Below are 15961 nucleotides of genomic sequence, written 5' to 3'. Positions count from 1 at the left end.
TCGCATGCCCGGGATCAAGCGCAGTGAAACGGAAACCCCGGGGCCCCAGGCCCCGGGGTTTCCCGTTATCTGCCCTCAATCCCGGGTGCGGCACACGTCCACGAACGCCCGGAACGGCTCGAGCCGTTCCCCGGCCGGGAGCTCCAGTGCCTCGGGGTGCCACTGGACCGAGGCCACCCAGCGCTCCGGATCCTCCAGCGCCTCGACCGTCCCGTCCTCGGCCACCGCCGTCACCTGCAACTTTCCTGCCACCCGGGCCACGGCCTGATGGTGGCCGGAGGCGATCTTCACGCTCACGGCACCGGACCCGCCCCCGTACAGGGCGGCCACCTTGGAGCCGGCCTCGACCACTACCTCGTGCCAGGCCCACGGGCCGCACCCGTGCACCGGCGCGGGCTCGTGGTGCACCACTGCCCCCGGCGCCATGTCCTGGATCAGCGTCCCGCCGTAGAGCACGTTGAGCAGCTGATGCCCGCGGCAAATGCCGAGCACGGGCAGCCCGGCGTCGATCGCAAGACGTGCCACGGCGAGATCCAACGCGTCCTGGGCCTGGTTGACGTCGTAGCAGAGATCGGTTTGTGCCTCGCCGTAGAGGCCGGGGTCGAGGTCGCCGCCGCCGGGAAGAACGACGCCGTCAAGGGACGCCAGCGCCGCGGCGAGGCCGCCGTCGTCGGGCCCCGCAGCGGTGAGCAGCACCGGTTCGCCGCCGCCTTCACGCAGCAGCTCCACGATGCACTCGAACAATCCGTTGGCTTCCGCCACGCGCGGGTCGGGATCGGCGGAGCTGCTGAGGCGGACGGGAACGCCGATGCGCGGCCGGCCGCCGGAGAGGTTGCGGGAAGTCTGCATGCCTCATTCTGCAACATGATCCCGGACTAGGATTGCCAGATGAACGCCCGCTATCTCGTGTCCCGCAGCCGGTACATCGCCGCTGCCCCCGGTACCATCTTCGACGTACTCGCCACGCCGGCCCTGCACAGCGTGACTGACGGCTCGGGCACCGTGAAGGGCGCCCAGCCGCGCGGACCCAGGCGGCTGTACCTCGGTGCCAGGTTCGGCATGGAAATGAACATGCGGGTGAACTACAAGATCCTCAATAGGGTCTGCGAATTCGAGGAAGGCCGCCGGATCGCGTGGCGGCACTTCTACGGCCATGTGTGGCGCTACCTGCTCGAACCGTCCACGGGCCCGGACGGCACTGCCGGCACGCTGGTCACCGAACAGTGGGATGCGCGGCGTGTCCGCGGCAAGAGCATGCTCCGGCTGGCCGGTTATCTGCGCCGCCATCCGGCCAACCTGGAACAGACGTTGGCCAAGCTGGACGCCTACATGGCCGCGCACCCGGACTTGGGTAATGTGGAGGGCAGCACGAAACGCGACTGAAGGTGGGAACTGGGATGGGCCGCAGGACTCTGGTCGACGATCTCGTCGACGGCCTGCTAAACGACATCCTTGACGGAAAGCTCCAGCCCCACAGCACGATTCCGCCGGAAGCAGATATCGCCAAGGCTTACGGCGTCAGCCGGCTGACCGTGCGCGAAGCCCTCAAGGCGCTCCGCGCACAAAACATCCTCTATGTGAAGGCCGGCAGGGGAACCTTCGTCAACCCCACGGACAACTGGACCGGCCTGGACGCGATCTTCAAGGCCGCTTCCCACGGCAACGCGGCCGATCAGGTCTCGGTGGGCCTGATCGAGATGCGGCGCATGGTGGAGACCGGGGCCGCCGCGCTGGCCGCCAAACGCTACACACCGGAGCACGCCGAGCGGATGCGCGAGTGCATCGAGGACATGAAGCGCTTCCACGAGTCAGGCGACCTGGACCGCTTCGTCGAAGCGGACATTGGCTTCCACGACGCCGTCCTGAGGGCCTCCGGCAACCCGTTCGTCCGTGCCCTGTTCGGCCAGCTGGGCCAGCTTTTGTACATCACCCGCCGCGAGACGTCGGCTGTCGGTGTGATCCAGCAGCATGCCATCGATTACCACCAGCGGGTCATGGACAGCATCCTCAGCGGCGACGCCGAGCGCTCGCGGCAGGCGATGGATGAGCACATGGACCAGACCAATGCGGACTACGAACGGTACGTGCGGGGCGCCAAGTCCTGACGTCCGCCCCCGGGCCATTGACGTAACCCGAATCACATTCTAAGATCGTGCCTAGTCCTTGAATCAGATGTCTGACATCTGACTCAACAAGATTCCTGCAGCACGCGCTTCCAGGCGGGCAGGATGACCACCCCCATTCAAGCCATTTTCTGACCCGGCACAGCCGCAGGGCAGGAAAACACGTAAGAAGGTCGATGATGACTTCATTAGCCCCCAAGTCCTTCGGACTCGGCGAACTGGGCGACCGTACGCTGCGCAAGGTCCGCCGCCGCGTCATGCCCTTGATTGTCCTGCTCTACTTCGTTGCCTATTTGGACCGCAACAACGTCGGATTCGCCAAGCTCACCATGAGCGAGGACATCGGCCTGAACTCCGCCGCTTACGGTCTGGGCGCCGGCATCTTCTTCCTCGGTTACGCCCTCCTCGAGGTTCCCAGCAACGCGGGCATGTACCGGTTCGGGGCCAGGAAGTGGCTGGCCCGCATCCTGATCACGTGGGGCATCTTCGCCACCGCCATGTGCCTGGTGAACGGTGAAAGTACCTACTTCATCGTCCGGTTCCTGCTCGGTGCCGCCGAGGCCGGCTTCTTCCCTGCGATCCTGTTCTACCTGACGCTGTGGTTCCCCGCCGCGCAGCGCGTCACCGTGCTGGGCATCTTCATCCTCGCCCAGCCTGTCTCCAATGCGCTCGGCGCCCCGGTCTCCGGGCTCCTCCTGCAGATGGACGGCGTCATGGGCCTCCAGGGCTGGCAGTGGCTCTACATCATCGAAGGCATCCCGGCGATCGCGCTGGGCCTTCTGACGCCCATCCTCATGACGGACCGCCCGCGGGACGCCAAATGGCTCGACGCCGACGAGCGCAACTGGCTCACCGCCACCATGGACGCCGAACTGGCCGCCAAGTCACAGTCGGGCAAGCACAACTTCCTGGCCGGCCTCAAGGACAAGCGCACCCTGGTCTACTCGGCCCTGTACTTCGGCCTGGTGTGCGGGATCTACGGCCTGGGTCTGTGGATGCCCACCATCGTCGCGGCCCTGGGCAATTTCTCCACCGCCGAGGTCGGCTTCATCGTCTTCATCCCCTATGCCGTGGCCGCCGTATTCGTCTACTTCTGGAGCAAGCGCGCGGACCGGACGGGCAAGCGGGCCTGGCACTCCGCGGTCAGCATGGTGCTCGCAGGCGTGGGACTCCTCGCCGCCGGCTACCTGCTCCCGGTCAACCCAATCCTTGCGATGATCGGCCTGACAGTCTCGGCCATGGGGATCTACGGGGCCATCGCCCCCTTCCTCTCGATGCCCTCCGCCGCCCTGACCGGTGCGGCCGCCGCCTCCGGTCTGGCCTTGGTGAACTCCCTCGGAAACCTCGGCGGCTTCATCTCCCCGTACGCCGTCGGCCTCCTCAAGGACGCCACCGGCAGCAACCAGAGCGGGCTGCTGTTCCTGTCCCTGTGCCTGTTCCTCACCGCCGTGGCCACCTACCTCTACGCCCGCAGGCGCCCGGAGGGCGACGCCGCCCTTGACCCCGCGGTCGCAGCGGCTGCCGCCGTCGTCGCCCCGGCCAAAGCACTCTGATCCCCAAGATCCCGAACTCCCCGAAAAGGAACCTCCTTCATGACTTCAATTACCCCCTTCCCCACTGAACGCACCGTGGTCCTGACCGGTGCCGCGTCAGCCCGCGGCATTGGCCGCGCCGCCGCCGACCGTCTGGCCAGCGAGGGCTGGTCCATCGTCATCCTGGACATCAATGCCGAGGATGCTGCCGCAGCTGCCGCCGAGATCGGTTCCAACCGCGCGGTCAAGGCCATCGGCGTCGGCGCCGACGTCTCGGACGCCGCTTCGGTGGACCGGGCCATCACCGAGGTCGAGGGCGCGCTGCCCCCGATCGTGGCCCTGGCCAACCTGGCCGGTATCAGTTCCCCGACGACGTTCATGGAAACCACAGTCGAGGAATGGGACAAGGTCTTCGCCATCAACATGCGCGGATCCTTCATCGTCTCCCAGCGGGTGCTAAAGGGCATGATCGAGCGCAAGCTTGGCCGGATCGTGAGCATCTCCTCGATTTCGGCCCAGCGGGGTGGCGGCACCTACTCCAAGGTCGCGTACAGCGCTTCCAAGGCCGGGATCATCGGATTCACCCGTGCCCTGGCCCGCGAGGTGGGCGAATTCGGCGTCACCGTCAACGCCATCGCCCCCGGCCCCATCGACACCGACATCATGGGCGGCACGCTGAGCGAGGACCGCAAGGCTCAGATGTCCGAGGGCATCATGATGGGACGCGTCGGCAGCCGCGAGGAAGTGGCGGCCCTGATCGCCTTCCTGCTCGGCCCGGACGCCGGTTACATCACCGCGGCCACGTATGACATCAACGGCGGCCTCCAGGTCTCCTGACCTGCCCGCACCCAACCTGCACGCACCCCCGTTGCGGTATCACTTTGGGGTCCTAAAATCCCTGAATGGCCGCCCAGAGTGATAGCGCAACGGGTGTCAGGAGCGCAACGGGGGTCAGAGATCCTTGCGGCACTGGGCGTGGCCGAGCTGGTAGAGCCCGTTCAGGTCGCCGTCGGCAAGCCCGTCCGGGGCCCCGATCTCCGGGTACATCAGCTGGGCCGGGTCATCCACATGCTCCAGGCCCATCACGTGGCCGAGTTCGTGCAGGATCACGGCCGTGGCATAGGCCGCACCCTCGGGCCGGTCCAGGTCTTCCGCGATTTGCGGGGCGTCCAGTTCCAGGCTGCCGGTCACAAAGCTCTTGGGACCGTCGCCAAAACTGAAGTGCGTGCTGCCGCCGGTGCCGATCACCGGGCCTTTAAGCTGCGGGGCATGCTCCGGCGTGGTCCAGGCGATCAGTAGCGGCGCCCACCGGTCCCCGTAAAGATTCTTCTGGTAGGGCGCGCGGGTTGGCGAGGGCGCCTCGGATGTAGGGCCGCCATTGATGAACTTGATCCCGGTGGCCTCCGAGATCGTCCGGATGGAGTCTTCCACGAGCCGCTCGGCGCCCTGCGGGGCCAGGGCGGCATTGATGACGTAGTGCAGCGGCCGGCATGGCGAATACCCCACCGGAGTGCCGTCGCCGTTCGTCGCGAGGAACTTGTAGGAGGTGCTGGCGGTCTCCGGTTTCCGGGGCGTGCCGAGGGGTTTGTCCTGCTCCTCGAGCCCGGGCGGGGGAGTGTCCGTCCGGTCCCCATCGGCCGGCAGGGCAGGCTGGCCGGATGCCTGGCCGGACCGTGGTGCCACCGGCTGGGCACGGCCTGCGTTGTCCCCTGCTTCGTGTCCCGTTCCGCGGGGGACCTCGAAGAGGCCGGTGAATCGAGGGTCGCCGTAGACGAGCCCTGCCGTGAGGAAGGCCCCGCCGGCGATCACCGCGGCGGCGGTAAGGTTCCTGGCAACCCGCAGCGCCGTGGCGCCCCGGCTGTGTCGCGGCCCCCGGTCCCGAAATTCAGGACCTTCCACTAGCCAACCACGGCGCCAAAGGCCATGCCCAGCAAGTACGTCACGCCGGCTGCGCCCATGCCGATGGCCAGTTGGCGCAGGCCGCGGGTGGCGGGCGAGGTGCCCGAGAGCAGGCCCACGACGCCGCCGGTGAGCAGCAGCGCCAAACCGACCAGGGAAGCCGAAACCACCAGTGCGGCGATTCCCGTCATCCCCAGCAGGAAGGGAATGATGGGGATGATGGCGCCGGACGCGAAGAAGCAGAAGCTCGACGCCGCCGCGCCCCACGCGGTGCCGACAGCCTCGTGCTGGTCCCCGTTTTCGGGCAGTTCCGGGCGCAGCGATAGGCTCGGATCGCAGTCGCAGTCCAGCAGGCCCATCCGCTCCGCGACGCGGTGCTCGGCGGCCTCCCGGGACATGCCGCGCGCCAGGTAAACGAGCAAGAGCTCGTTGTGCTCGATATCCAGCAGCGGCGCCGCCGCCAACGTGATCTGGGTGGGACGCGTCGCGGCGAGGAGCTCCCGCTGCGACCGCACGGAAATGAACTCGCCTGCCCCCATGGACAGTGCGCCGGCCAGCAGCCCGGCCACTCCGCTCAGGAGCACCACCTGGCTCCCCACGCCCGAGGCCGCCATGCCCATGACGAGGGACAGGTTGCTGACCAGCCCGTCGTTGGCGCCGAAGACGGCAGCCCGGAACGTTCCCGCCAGCCGGTTGCGGCCCCGGGTGGCCAGTCCGCGGACCACTTCCTCATGGATCTGCTCGTCGGCGACCATGGCCGGGGTAGCGAACGTTTCAGTGGCGTAGGGGGAGCGGCTCTCCGCCCGCTGGGCCAGGGCCAAGACGAAGACCGAGCCAAAATGCCGGGCCAGGAAGCCCAGGAACCGGCTCCGCAGTGAGGCATGCCGGTCCTTGCCAGCGTGCTCGCCCAGCAACTGGATCCAGTGCGCCTCATGGCGTCCCTCGGCCTCGGCCAGGGCCAGCAGGATGGCGCGCTCCTCGCCGGAACGGTTCTGCGCCAGGTCCCGGTAGACGGCCGCCTCGGCACGCTCATCGGCGAGATACTGGCGCCAGCGCTTGATGTCCGCGGCGCTCGGATCTGCGCTCGGATCTGGGCTGGAAGCTGGGCTTGGTGCGGTGACGGGAGTTGCGCCGGAGGCAGGGGAGGCGTGCGGCGGGGCGGGACGCGGGTCCGTGCTGCGGGCCGAAGCGGCTTGTGTCGGGTGTTGCTGCGAAGAATCGTTGCATTCCGATTCGGTGTGCTGAGACACGAAAAACTCCTGGGTTTGGTCGGGCGTGGTCCGGCCCCATTGCGACTCCAGAGTACCCCGTAATTCCGCGCTTTTCCGGCTGGCAATCCTCAGTGGAAAGTTTAGGGAGGCCGCAACTGGCCTGCCGCGGCGGGGCCCTCTGTCGCTGCTTTCCGCCAGCAATTGTGAGCCCTTGACCGTCCGTTTTCGCGGTGGTCGAATGAAACCCAGGGCGGGTTCCCCGGGGCCTTGCCACCACCGACGCCGCATGGAGGTTGCATCATGGATAGCACCGCATCACACCCCATCCAGCCGGCCAGGGAGTCACTCGAGTCCGATCCCGCCTACGACTATGCCGAGGACGCGCCCGTCAGTGATGCCGCGGAGACCGAGGACGAGGAGCTTCTCCAGGAGGCTGATCGGCTCATTCCGCTGGACGCGGAGGACTTCCTGGGCGACGAGAAACCGGTGGTGCCTCTGGAGGGGGAAGAATTCCTGGAACCCGAAGAGAACGAGTGAATCCCGCGGACTCTTAGGTGCCTTAAAGGCCGACGGCGGCGCCCCCGGAAGGGGAGCGCCGCCGTCGACCGTTAACTCGCCGTCAGGACCCAGTGGGTCAGGACTATAGGCGTCAGGAACCTAGTGCGACGGAACCGAAATGTGTTCGCTCTCGGATGCCTCGCCGGCAACTCGCCGCTGCCAGTTCTTCATGACGGCGGAATCCGTCGGCTTAGTCAGCAGGGACACGACGATGTAGACGACAGCGGATGCCGCGAGGCCGTAGTAGATCGGCTCGTTGGCGTAGATGCCGTCCAGCGGTACTTCGGCGTTGATTTCCAGCACGATCATTGTGCCGAGCGTGATGACCGTACCGACCGCCATGGACGCGGCGGCGGCCACGCCGGTGCCGCGCTTCCAGACCAGGCCGCCGAGGATGGCCACGAGCAGGCCGCCGACCAGGATGTCGTAGGCAATGGTCAGGGCGGCGACGACGTCCTTGGTGATGATGGCGATGACGATAGCCACGATGCCGAGTCCCAGGACCCACATGCGGTTGGCGCGGACGTCGTGCTCCGGGTTGTCCGTGTCGTCGGTGTTGATGGTCTTGCCGAACCAGCCGGCGACGAACGGGACCACATCGGCGCGGGCCACGGTGGCGGCCGCGATCAAGGCGCCGGAGGCGGTGGACATCATGGCGGCGACGGCGGCGGCGAGCACGAGGCCGCCGATGCCGATGGGCAGCAGGTGGGTGGCGACCTCGGCGTAGACAACGTCCTTGCCGAGGGCCTTGACGTCGATGTTCGGCAGCGCAACCCGGGCGCCGAGGCCGATCAGGGCGCCGGCAGCGCCGTAGAGGATGCAGTAGACGCCGGCGGTGGCGCCGCCCCAGCGGGCAACAGTTGGGGTCTTGGCGGTGAAGACGCGTTGCCAGATGTCCTGGCCGATCAGCAGGCCGAGGGTGTAGACGACAAAGTAGGTGATGATCGTCTGGACGCCGATGCCGTCAATCTGGAAGAAGCTGGCGTCAACACGGGCACGGATGCCGTCGAGGCCGCCGGCGGCGTTGAGCGTGAACGGCAGCATCAGCACGAAGATGCCGACGGTCTTGATGACGAACTGGACCTGGTCGGCCAGGGTGATGGACCACATGCCGCCGATGGTCGAGTAGACCAATACGATTGCCCCGCCGACGGCGATGGCGAGGGCACGGTCCCAGCCGAAGAGCACCACGAAGATGGTGGCGTAGGCGCTGGTGGAGGTGGCGCAGAGCATCAGCGTGTAGGCGAGCATCACGATGCCGGAGGTCTGCGTGGACTTACTGCCGTAGCGCAGGGTCAGCATCTGGGACACGGTGTAGATCTTCAGCTTTTGAATGGTGGGGGCGAAGAGCAGGCTCAGCAGCAGGACGCCGGCGCCGATTGCCACGACGAGCCACATGCCGGAGATGCCGAACTTGTAGCCCAGGCCCACCCCGCCGACAGTGGAGGCGCCGCCCAGGACGACGGCGGCCATGGTGCCGGTGTAGAGGAACGGGCCGAGGCGTCGGCCGGCGACGAGGAAGTCGCTATTGTTCTTGGTGCGGGACTTGCCCCACCATCCGAACGCCAGCATGGCGGCCAGGTACACCACCACGATTGCGATGTTGACGAAACTTGCGTCCATTAAGGGCTCCTTGGAGCTGGTTGGCAGCGGATGCGCATTGCCGGGCCTCAACAGTGTGTTCGGCAAGGCTGCTGCTGCGTGAAGTGGTTGGTGGAGGATGTCCGTCGGAACCTCCGGTATTGCCCAATAGGCAACACATGTTGCCAAAAAGAGTATGTTGTGACCCCGGTAACAGTCAAGGCGCAGCGCGTGCTGCCGCCGCATCCGCGTCACGAAGGCCCGCTCCCGCTAGGATTGCTCCAATGATGGGGCCAAGCGGCCGGCCGTGAAAGGTTCCTAAATGAAGGCTCTACCAGTTGAACCGAGCAATGTTCCCGTTGCCATCGGTTCGCGGATCCGCGCCGCCAGGCAGTCCCAGCGGCTCACCATTGAACAGGTCGCAGACGCCACCGGGCTCACCAAGGGATTCCTGAGCCGGGTTGAACGGGACCTCACATCGCCCTCGGTCGCTTCCTTGGTGACGCTGTGCCAGGTCCTGTCCATCTCGATCGGCGACCTCTTTGCCGCACCCGAAACGCACCTCACGAAGCAGAACGAGGGCCCCCGCATTTCCCTCGGCGGTGAGGGAATCGTCGAGCGGCTGCTGACCGCTCGCTCCGAGCGCCGCGTCCAGATCATCCAGGCTGTGATTGAGCCGCGCGGGCGCGGCGAGTCCGAACTCTATGCCGTGGACTGCGACGTCGACGTCCTGCACGTGGTCAAGGGAAGCATCCGGCTGATCCTCACCAATGAGGAATTCGAGCTCAGCACCGGGGACACTGTGACGTTCCCCGGCCGGGAACCCCACACCTGGGTCAACCCCACCGACGACGCCGTCGAGGTTCTGTGGGTGCTGGTCCCTGCCGCCAGCCGCTGAGGTCATAGGCGGGCCTGGCTGCGTTCCGGTGCCGGGTGCCGCCGCACTCCTTCCCGGTTGCTAAGCCGACGGGGGCCGCGGGCCAGCGCCCAGTCCCGGAATCTAGCGGGTGGTCCGCGGCCGGCCCGGAGGCAAGTGGGCAGGAAAGTCACGGTCTGCGCGGGGTCCGGCTCAGCACGGCTCGAATTTCAGCGATGACACGCTCCGGCTCAAACCAGATGTGCTCCGGCATGTACCTCAGCACGGCAAACCCGTTGACCGTGGAGGCGTTGTTTCGCCCCAGGTCCCGGCGCATGGCCTCGCGGTCGGAATGGAATGCGTAGCCGTCCACTTCCACGATGAGGAATCCCTCAATCAGGAAGTCGACCCGGCCGATTCCCGGGAGCTGGACTTGGGTGTCGAAGCCGATTCCGTTTGCCTTGAAGAGATGCTGGGCATCTACCTCCACGATTGACTCGGCGCGTAAATCCACCTGCCGCAGGGCCTGGAGTACCAGACCTGACCGGTCGCCGATGAGCTGGGCCTTCAGCAATTCGAGGGGAACGCCATGTAAGCGCATGGCTGATGTCGCCAGGGCTGTTGATGCGGGCGGCCTCAAGCACGACAGGGCATGCAGCGCAACGTCCCCGACCGCGGCCACTGGCAGCTGGGCAGGGCCATCGAACCTGATGGTCCGGTGCCTGATGAAGCCGGTTCCGTGGCCGTGGTTGCAGGCCAGATGATGCTGGGCCGGAAGGTCTCTAAGCCACAGGCCGTAGTGCGCGGCCGCACTGGCACAGGTGACCCGGGCATTGTGCCGAATGGCCGCAGCAAGCTCCGGCTGGCACTCGGCGAGCATGAACACTCCTCGCCTGGGTTGGCGTGCCCCCGCCCTCGTCAGCCCGACGATGTCCGTCCGGGAGTATCCCGCGGCCAAAAACTGGCTGGTCCGGGCGACTCCGCCGAGCTGTGCAAGGTAGTTGATGGGGTCCATGTCGCCAGTCCACAGGGCCGGCCTGAACCATGGAAGACGGCAATGGGGCTATGTGGGCATGGGGTCAAGCGGACAGGGGGCTCTGCTGGCAATTCGGCGGTTGCGAATTCACCGGCGGGCGCTGCCTGCCTTCCTTCCCGGTTGCCCGGCGCGCGCGCAGCTCCGCGGCCGGGAAAAGCTCTGGATCCCGGGGCGGGGCCAGGGACGGGTGTGGAGCAACCGGGAAGGAGCGCCGACCGGCCACCTGGGGTTCTGGTGAGACTTACGTCACATGCCGGAAATCTGCCGGAAACGGCAATTTAATGCCCGGGGCCTCCATGTAACGTGCCGGCAAGAATCGGAATGCCTTCCCGAAACACGTCGTGGGTAGCGTCATCTGCGGGGGGACGCACAACAGTCCCAAAACGTCACATGGTCTCGCCGAATCGGCGCCTCGTAGCGCCGGCACTCGAGGAAGGCTCCCGCTATGAAGTTCTCTGTGCTTGCAGTAGGAATGGCAGTAGATCCGCAGGTCCTTGACCCCGGATCGACCGCGTGGATGCTCACGGCGTCCGCGCTGGTCCTCCTGATGACCCCCGGGCTTGCGTTCTTCTACGGCGGGCTCGTCAGAATGAAGTCCGTCCTCAACATCATGATGATGAGCTTCGGCGCCATGGGCGTGGTGGCCGTCGTCTGGGCCCTGTGGGGTTACGGACTGGCCTTCGGCCCGGATGCGTTGGGCGGATTCGTCGGGGATCCCTTCACTAATTTCGGCCTGAGCGGGCTGACCACCAGCATCGGCACCAAGGCCGCAGGCCTGCCGGACATGATCTTCGTCGGCTTCCAGGCCACGTTCGCCATCATCACCGTCGCGCTCATCAGCGGGGCGGTGGCCGAACGCGTCAGGTTCGGACCCTGGCTGCTCTTTGCCGCCCTCTGGGTCACACTCGTCTACGCGCCGATCGCGCACTGGGTCTGGGGCGGCGGCCTCTTTGGACCCACCGGCATCATCGGCAGCAAGATCTCTGCCCTGGACTTCGCCGGCGGCACGGTGGTCCACATGAACGCCGGCATAGCCGGACTCATGCTGGCGGTGGTTCTGGGCAAGCGGCTGGGCTTCATGAAGGACCCCAACATCCGTCCGCACAACCTGCCGTTCGTCATGCTCGGCGCGGGACTGCTCTGGTTCGGCTGGTTCGGCTTCAACGCCGGCTCGGAACTGGCCGCCGACGCCACGGCCGCCCTGGCCTGGACCAACACGCTGCTTGCCACCAGCGCCGCCCTGCTGGGCTGGCTGCTCGTCGAGCGGCTGCGCGACGGGCATGCCACCTCGCTCGGGGCCGCCTCGGGTGCCGTCGCGGGACTCGTGGCAGTCACCCCGGCCTGCGGCTTCATCGACCCCGTCGGAGCGATCCTGATCGGAGTGATCGCCGGAGTCGTCTGCGCGCTCGCCGTCGGGCTGAAATTCAAGATCGGACTCGACGACTCCCTGGACGTCGTGGCTGTGCACTTCGTTGGCGGCCTGTGGGGGACCCTGGCCCTGGGCTTCTTCGCGCTGCCGTCCGCCAAGACCGGCGGCGGCCTTTTCTACGGCGGCGGCCTGGCGCAGTTCTGGCCACAGATCCTTACCGCGCTGATTGTCACGGCATGGAGCGCCGTCATGACCACCCTGATTGGCTTCGCGATCCACAAGAGCATCGGCATGCGCGTTTCCGAGGCCAACGAGCTCTCCGGCATCGACGTGACGGAACACGCCGAAACGGCGTACGAACTCCTCATGGTCGGCGGCAGCTTCCGCCCCGGTGACCCGCATGCCAGGACAGATGCTGCCCATGCCCAGGCCGAAGGTCAGGCCCAGACCCCAGCCCACGCCCAGGCCGAAGGTGAGGCCGCGCGCGGCAAGGTGTCGTCATGAAGCTCGTGACGGCCATTGTGCGGCCGGAGCGGGTTGACGCCGTCAGCGCGGCCCTGGAGCGGTCCGGAGTCAACGGCCTGACTGTGAGCCAGGCCAGCGGCTACGGCCGGCAGCGGGGCCACATCGAGGTGTACCGGGGTGCCGAGTACAGCTCCGACCTGCTGCCAAAAGTGCGGCTGGAAGTCCTCGTCAATGAGGACGCCCTCGGCGCCGTCATGGCAGCCATTGAAGAGGGCGGACGCACGGGCCACTTCGGCGACGGCAAGATCTGGATCATTGACGTGCGCGACGCCGTCCGCGTGCGGACGGGGGAGCGGGGCGCCTCGGCCATCGCGTGAGGCCGCTGGTAACGCCATTGGTAAACAAATGATGCGCAATGCGAAACTTCGAGTGTATGATGGCTGTCACAACCGTCGGTCAATCCTCGAAGGAGAGGCTTCTTTTGGAAGAGCTGCGCATCGAGGCCAATGGCAACCTTGGCCCCATCGATTCATCCCGCGTCCCACGCTACGCCGGGGCTGCCACATATGCCCGCCTGCCGCGCCTGGACCAGGTGGCCAAGGCTGACGTCACGGTGGTCGGCGTGCCGTTCGACTCCGGCGTCTCCTACCGCCCCGGCGCCCGCTTCGGGTCCAACCACATCCGCGAGGCCAGCCGTCTGTTGCGCCCGTACAACCCGGCCTGGGACGTCAGCCCCTTCGAGAACATCCAAGTTGCCGACGCCGGTGACATGGCGGTCAACCCGTTCAACATCAACGATGCCATCGAAACCATCCAGCAGAACGCCCTGGACCTGACGGCGTCCGGCAGCAAGCTGCTGACCCTCGGCGGCGACCACACCATCGCCCTGCCGCTGCTGCGCGCCGCTGCCGAGCGCGCCGGCGGCCCCATCGCCATGCTGCACTTCGATGCCCACCTGGACACGTGGGATACCTACTTTGGTGCCGAATACACCCACGGCACCCCGTTCCGCCGCGCCGTCGAGGAAGGCATCCTGGACACCGAGGCCATCAGCCACATCGGCACCCGCGGCCCGCTTTATGGCAAGAAGGACCTCGACGACGACCACCGCTTCGGCTTCGGCATTGTCACGTCCTCGGATGTCTACTACCAGGGCGTCCTGGAGACAGTGGCCAAGGTCCGGGACCGGATCGGGAACCGCCCGCTCTACATTTCGGTGGACATCGACGTCCTTGACCCCGCGCACGCGCCCGGCACCGGCACGCCGGAAGCGGGCGGCCTCACCAGCCGCGAACTGCTGGAAATCATCCGCGGGTTCCGCGGCATGAACCTGGTCGGCGCCGACGTCGTCGAGGTCGCCCCGGCCTACGACCACGCCGAGATCACCGGCGTGGCGGCAAGCCACGTCGCCTACGAACTCGTGACCCTGATGGCGGACCTCGCCGTCGAAGGGGACCGCTTCGGCGCACCGAACGGCTACGCTGCCCAGGCCCTCGGCCAGGAATCCCGCCGCCCCGCCGGCTTCGGCTCCTCTGTGACTTCGCGATGACCGGCGTGCGCAACGGCGGAGACCTCGTCGTCGAGACCCTTGAGGCGCTCGGCGCCAAGACCGTCTTCGGCATCCCGGGCCAGCATGCCCTGGGCCTGTTCGATGCCATGGGCCGCGGAAACCTGCACTTCGTCTCCTCCCGGGTCGAGAACAACTCGGCCTTCGCCGCGGACGGCTACTCCCGCGCCACCGGCGAGGTCGGCGTGCTGTTCCTCTCCACTGGTCCCGGCGCGCTGACGTCCCTGGCCGGGCTGCAGGAGGCCTACGCCACCGGCGTGCCCATGGTCGTTGTCGCGAGCCAGATCCCGCTCGATGGCCTCGGCGCCCGCCGCAAGGGCATGCTGCACCAGCTCGATGACCAGAAGGCCTCGGCCGCGAACGTCACCAAGTCCCAACGGCTGATCCAGCACGCCTCCGGCATCCCCTCGGCCATCCAGGACGCCTGGACCGAGGCGATCTCCTCGCCGCAAGGCCCGGTTTGGCTGGAAATCCCGCAGAACGTGCTGCTGGACCCCATTATGGTGCCGCCGGTGGAGGACGCCCTCGCCGAAGCGGCCGACAACCCGCCCCGGGTGGAGCTGGTCCGGGAAGCCGTCAAATGGCTCTCGACGGCGGAACGTCCCGCCATCATCGCCGGCGGCGGCACCCGCCGCGGCCGGGCCGAGAAATCGCTGCTCTCGATTGCGGAGAAGCTGCGGGCACCGGTCATCTGCACACCCGGCGGCAACGGCGCGTTCCCCTGGAACCACGAGCTCTCGCTGCAGTCCTGGATCGAGGACCAGCACATGACGGACGTGTTGCAGGACGCCGACGTGCTGATCGTCATCGGCTCCTCCCTGGGCGAGGTCACCTCCAACTACTTCACCTTTGAACCGCGCGGACGGATCATCCAGATCGACGCCGAACCCCGGGTCCTGGAGTCCAACCGCCCCGGCCTGGGCATCCGGGCCGACGCCGGCCAGGCCCTCGCCGCCCTCGACGAGGCCCTGATCGAACCGCACGGCGAACGCGCCGACTGGCACGGCACCTCTCCCGAGGCCCTGGTCAAGGACACCTTGGCCAAGGTCACCGCCCGGCTCGAGTCCCAGGACCTCGGCAAGGAACTGAAGTTCATGGCCGACATCCGCGAGGCCGTTCCCGCGGCGATGCAGACGTTCTGGGACATGACCATCTCCGCCTACTGGGGCTGGAGCTGCTGGGACGCCCGCGAGGGCCAGTTCCACTCCGCGCAGGGCGCCGGCGGGCTGGGCTTCGGCTTCCCCGCGGCGATCGGCGGTGCCGTCGGGCTGGAAACCACCGGGACGCCCGGCGGTTCGGCCCGGGTGCTGGCCGTCTCCGGCGACGGCTCGGCCATGTACTCCATTTCCGAGCTCGCCACCGCCAAGCAGCACAACGTCCCGGTCACCTGGCTGATCGTGGACGACGGCGGCTACGGCATCCTGCGTGAATACATGGTGGGAGCCTTCGGCAAGGCCACGGCCACCGAGCTCGCCCGGCCCGACTTCGTCAAGCTGGCCGAGGCATTCGGCGTCCCGGCCGTCCGGGTGGCCCCCGAGGACGTCGGGGACGCCCTGAAAGCCGGCTTCGCCGCGGACGGCCCCAACGTCGTCGCCCCTCAYSRTGAGGGGCAGACCGGCCGGTCCGCGTTTGTCGTTAAGCCCCCTTTCGGCGCGCCACTTCGGGACCCGCATGGCACCCCCCACGGCACCTCTCACAACAGAGTTAGTTTCCCGAAGTAACCAATTTAAGATATAGTTGCCTTGGGCAAACAAAAGAGGGGTG

The 15961-nt window shown here is 67.1% G+C and carries 15 protein-coding genes; 10 read left to right on the top strand and 5 right to left on the bottom strand.

Features of this window, described 5'->3' with window-relative positions; genetic code table 11:
• Positions 1 to 75 precede the first annotated feature (75 nt).
• Positions 76 to 849 (bottom strand): gamma-glutamyl-gamma-aminobutyrate hydrolase family protein, encoded by a 774-nt coding sequence (locus AC1DEM_RS14295; protein ID WP_476884979.1) that lies wholly within the window; start codon positions 847 to 849, stop codon positions 76 to 78.
• Positions 850 to 888: 39 nt separating this feature from the next.
• On the opposite strand from AC1DEM_RS14295, the gene AC1DEM_RS14290 reads away from it, so the two are divergent.
• The 4 genes from AC1DEM_RS14290 (at position 889) to AC1DEM_RS14275 (ending at position 4492) form a co-directional block, all read left to right on the top strand.
• Positions 889 to 1383: an SRPBCC family protein gene (locus tag AC1DEM_RS14290; RefSeq protein WP_476884978.1), complete on the top strand. Its 495-nt coding sequence runs from the start codon at positions 889 to 891 to the stop codon at positions 1381 to 1383.
• A 14-nt stretch (positions 1384 to 1397) separates the two neighbouring features.
• Positions 1398 to 2105 (top strand): FadR/GntR family transcriptional regulator, encoded by a 708-nt coding sequence (locus AC1DEM_RS14285; protein WP_476884977.1) that lies wholly within the window; start codon positions 1398 to 1400, stop codon positions 2103 to 2105.
• Positions 2106 to 2299: 194 nt separating this feature from the next.
• A complete protein-coding gene (locus AC1DEM_RS14280) occupies positions 2300 to 3676 on the top strand; it encodes an MFS transporter (RefSeq protein ID WP_476884976.1) in 1377 nt (458 codons plus the stop codon).
• 39 nt (positions 3677 to 3715) lie between these two features.
• On the top strand, positions 3716 to 4492 hold the full coding sequence (locus AC1DEM_RS14275; protein ID WP_476884975.1) for an SDR family NAD(P)-dependent oxidoreductase: 777 nt from the start codon (positions 3716 to 3718) through the stop codon (positions 4490 to 4492).
• A gap of 114 nt (positions 4493 to 4606) precedes the next feature.
• Here AC1DEM_RS14275 and AC1DEM_RS14270 read toward each other — a convergent pair whose 3' ends face one another.
• The gene (locus AC1DEM_RS14270) at positions 4607 to 5554 is read right to left on the bottom strand and encodes a matrixin family metalloprotease (protein WP_476884974.1); all 948 of its coding nucleotides are present in this window, start codon (positions 5552 to 5554) and stop codon (positions 4607 to 4609) included.
• Entirely contained in the window at positions 5554 to 6804 is a 1251-nt protein-coding gene (locus AC1DEM_RS14265) for a VIT1/CCC1 transporter family protein (protein WP_476884973.1), read from the bottom strand. The genes AC1DEM_RS14270 and AC1DEM_RS14265 overlap by 1 nt, the downstream gene beginning before the upstream one ends.
• A gap of 261 nt (positions 6805 to 7065) precedes the next feature.
• Between AC1DEM_RS14265 and AC1DEM_RS14260 the strand changes: the two genes are divergently transcribed.
• The gene (locus tag AC1DEM_RS14260; protein ID WP_476884972.1) at positions 7066 to 7302 is read left to right on the top strand and encodes a hypothetical protein; all 237 of its coding nucleotides are present in this window, start codon (positions 7066 to 7068) and stop codon (positions 7300 to 7302) included.
• A 120-nt stretch (positions 7303 to 7422) separates the two neighbouring features.
• On the opposite strand, the gene AC1DEM_RS14255 is transcribed toward AC1DEM_RS14260, so the two are convergent.
• Complete coding sequence (locus tag AC1DEM_RS14255) at positions 7423 to 8946, bottom strand: sodium:solute symporter family protein (RefSeq protein WP_476884971.1); 1524 nt, start codon at positions 8944 to 8946, stop codon at positions 7423 to 7425.
• Between the two features lie 280 nt (positions 8947 to 9226).
• Between AC1DEM_RS14255 and AC1DEM_RS14250 the strand changes: the two genes are divergently transcribed.
• On the top strand, positions 9227 to 9802 hold the full coding sequence (locus tag AC1DEM_RS14250) for a helix-turn-helix domain-containing protein (RefSeq protein WP_018775913.1): 576 nt from the start codon (positions 9227 to 9229) through the stop codon (positions 9800 to 9802).
• A gap of 148 nt (positions 9803 to 9950) precedes the next feature.
• Here the strand turns inward: AC1DEM_RS14250 and AC1DEM_RS14245 are convergent, their stop codons facing one another.
• Positions 9951 to 10775 (bottom strand): DUF559 domain-containing protein, encoded by an 825-nt coding sequence (locus AC1DEM_RS14245; protein ID WP_476884970.1) that lies wholly within the window; start codon positions 10773 to 10775, stop codon positions 9951 to 9953.
• A 466-nt stretch (positions 10776 to 11241) separates the two neighbouring features.
• On the opposite strand from AC1DEM_RS14245, the gene AC1DEM_RS14240 reads away from it, so the two are divergent.
• From AC1DEM_RS14240 to AC1DEM_RS14225, 4 genes are all read left to right on the top strand, one after another.
• Positions 11242 to 12669 carry an ammonium transporter gene (locus tag AC1DEM_RS14240; RefSeq protein WP_476884969.1) on the top strand — a complete coding sequence of 476 codons (1428 nt, stop codon included), beginning with the start codon at positions 11242 to 11244 and terminating at the stop codon, positions 12667 to 12669.
• On the top strand, positions 12666 to 13007 hold the full coding sequence (locus AC1DEM_RS14235) for a P-II family nitrogen regulator (RefSeq protein WP_476884968.1): 342 nt from the start codon (positions 12666 to 12668) through the stop codon (positions 13005 to 13007). The genes AC1DEM_RS14240 and AC1DEM_RS14235 overlap by 4 nt, the downstream gene beginning before the upstream one ends.
• 104 nt (positions 13008 to 13111) lie before the next feature.
• Positions 13112 to 14179 carry an agmatinase gene (speB, locus tag AC1DEM_RS14230; protein ID WP_476884967.1) on the top strand — a complete coding sequence of 356 codons (1068 nt, stop codon included), beginning with the start codon at positions 13112 to 13114 and terminating at the stop codon, positions 14177 to 14179.
• A complete protein-coding gene (locus AC1DEM_RS14225; RefSeq protein WP_476884966.1) occupies positions 14176 to 15918 on the top strand; it encodes a thiamine pyrophosphate-binding protein in 1743 nt (580 codons plus the stop codon). Before speB ends, AC1DEM_RS14225 begins: the two co-directional genes overlap by 4 nt.
• Positions 15919 to 15961: the final 43 nt, after the last annotated feature.

The organism is Arthrobacter sp. 05T420 (assembly GCF_056396305.1).
This window is presented reverse-complemented; position numbering and strand designations above follow the sequence as displayed.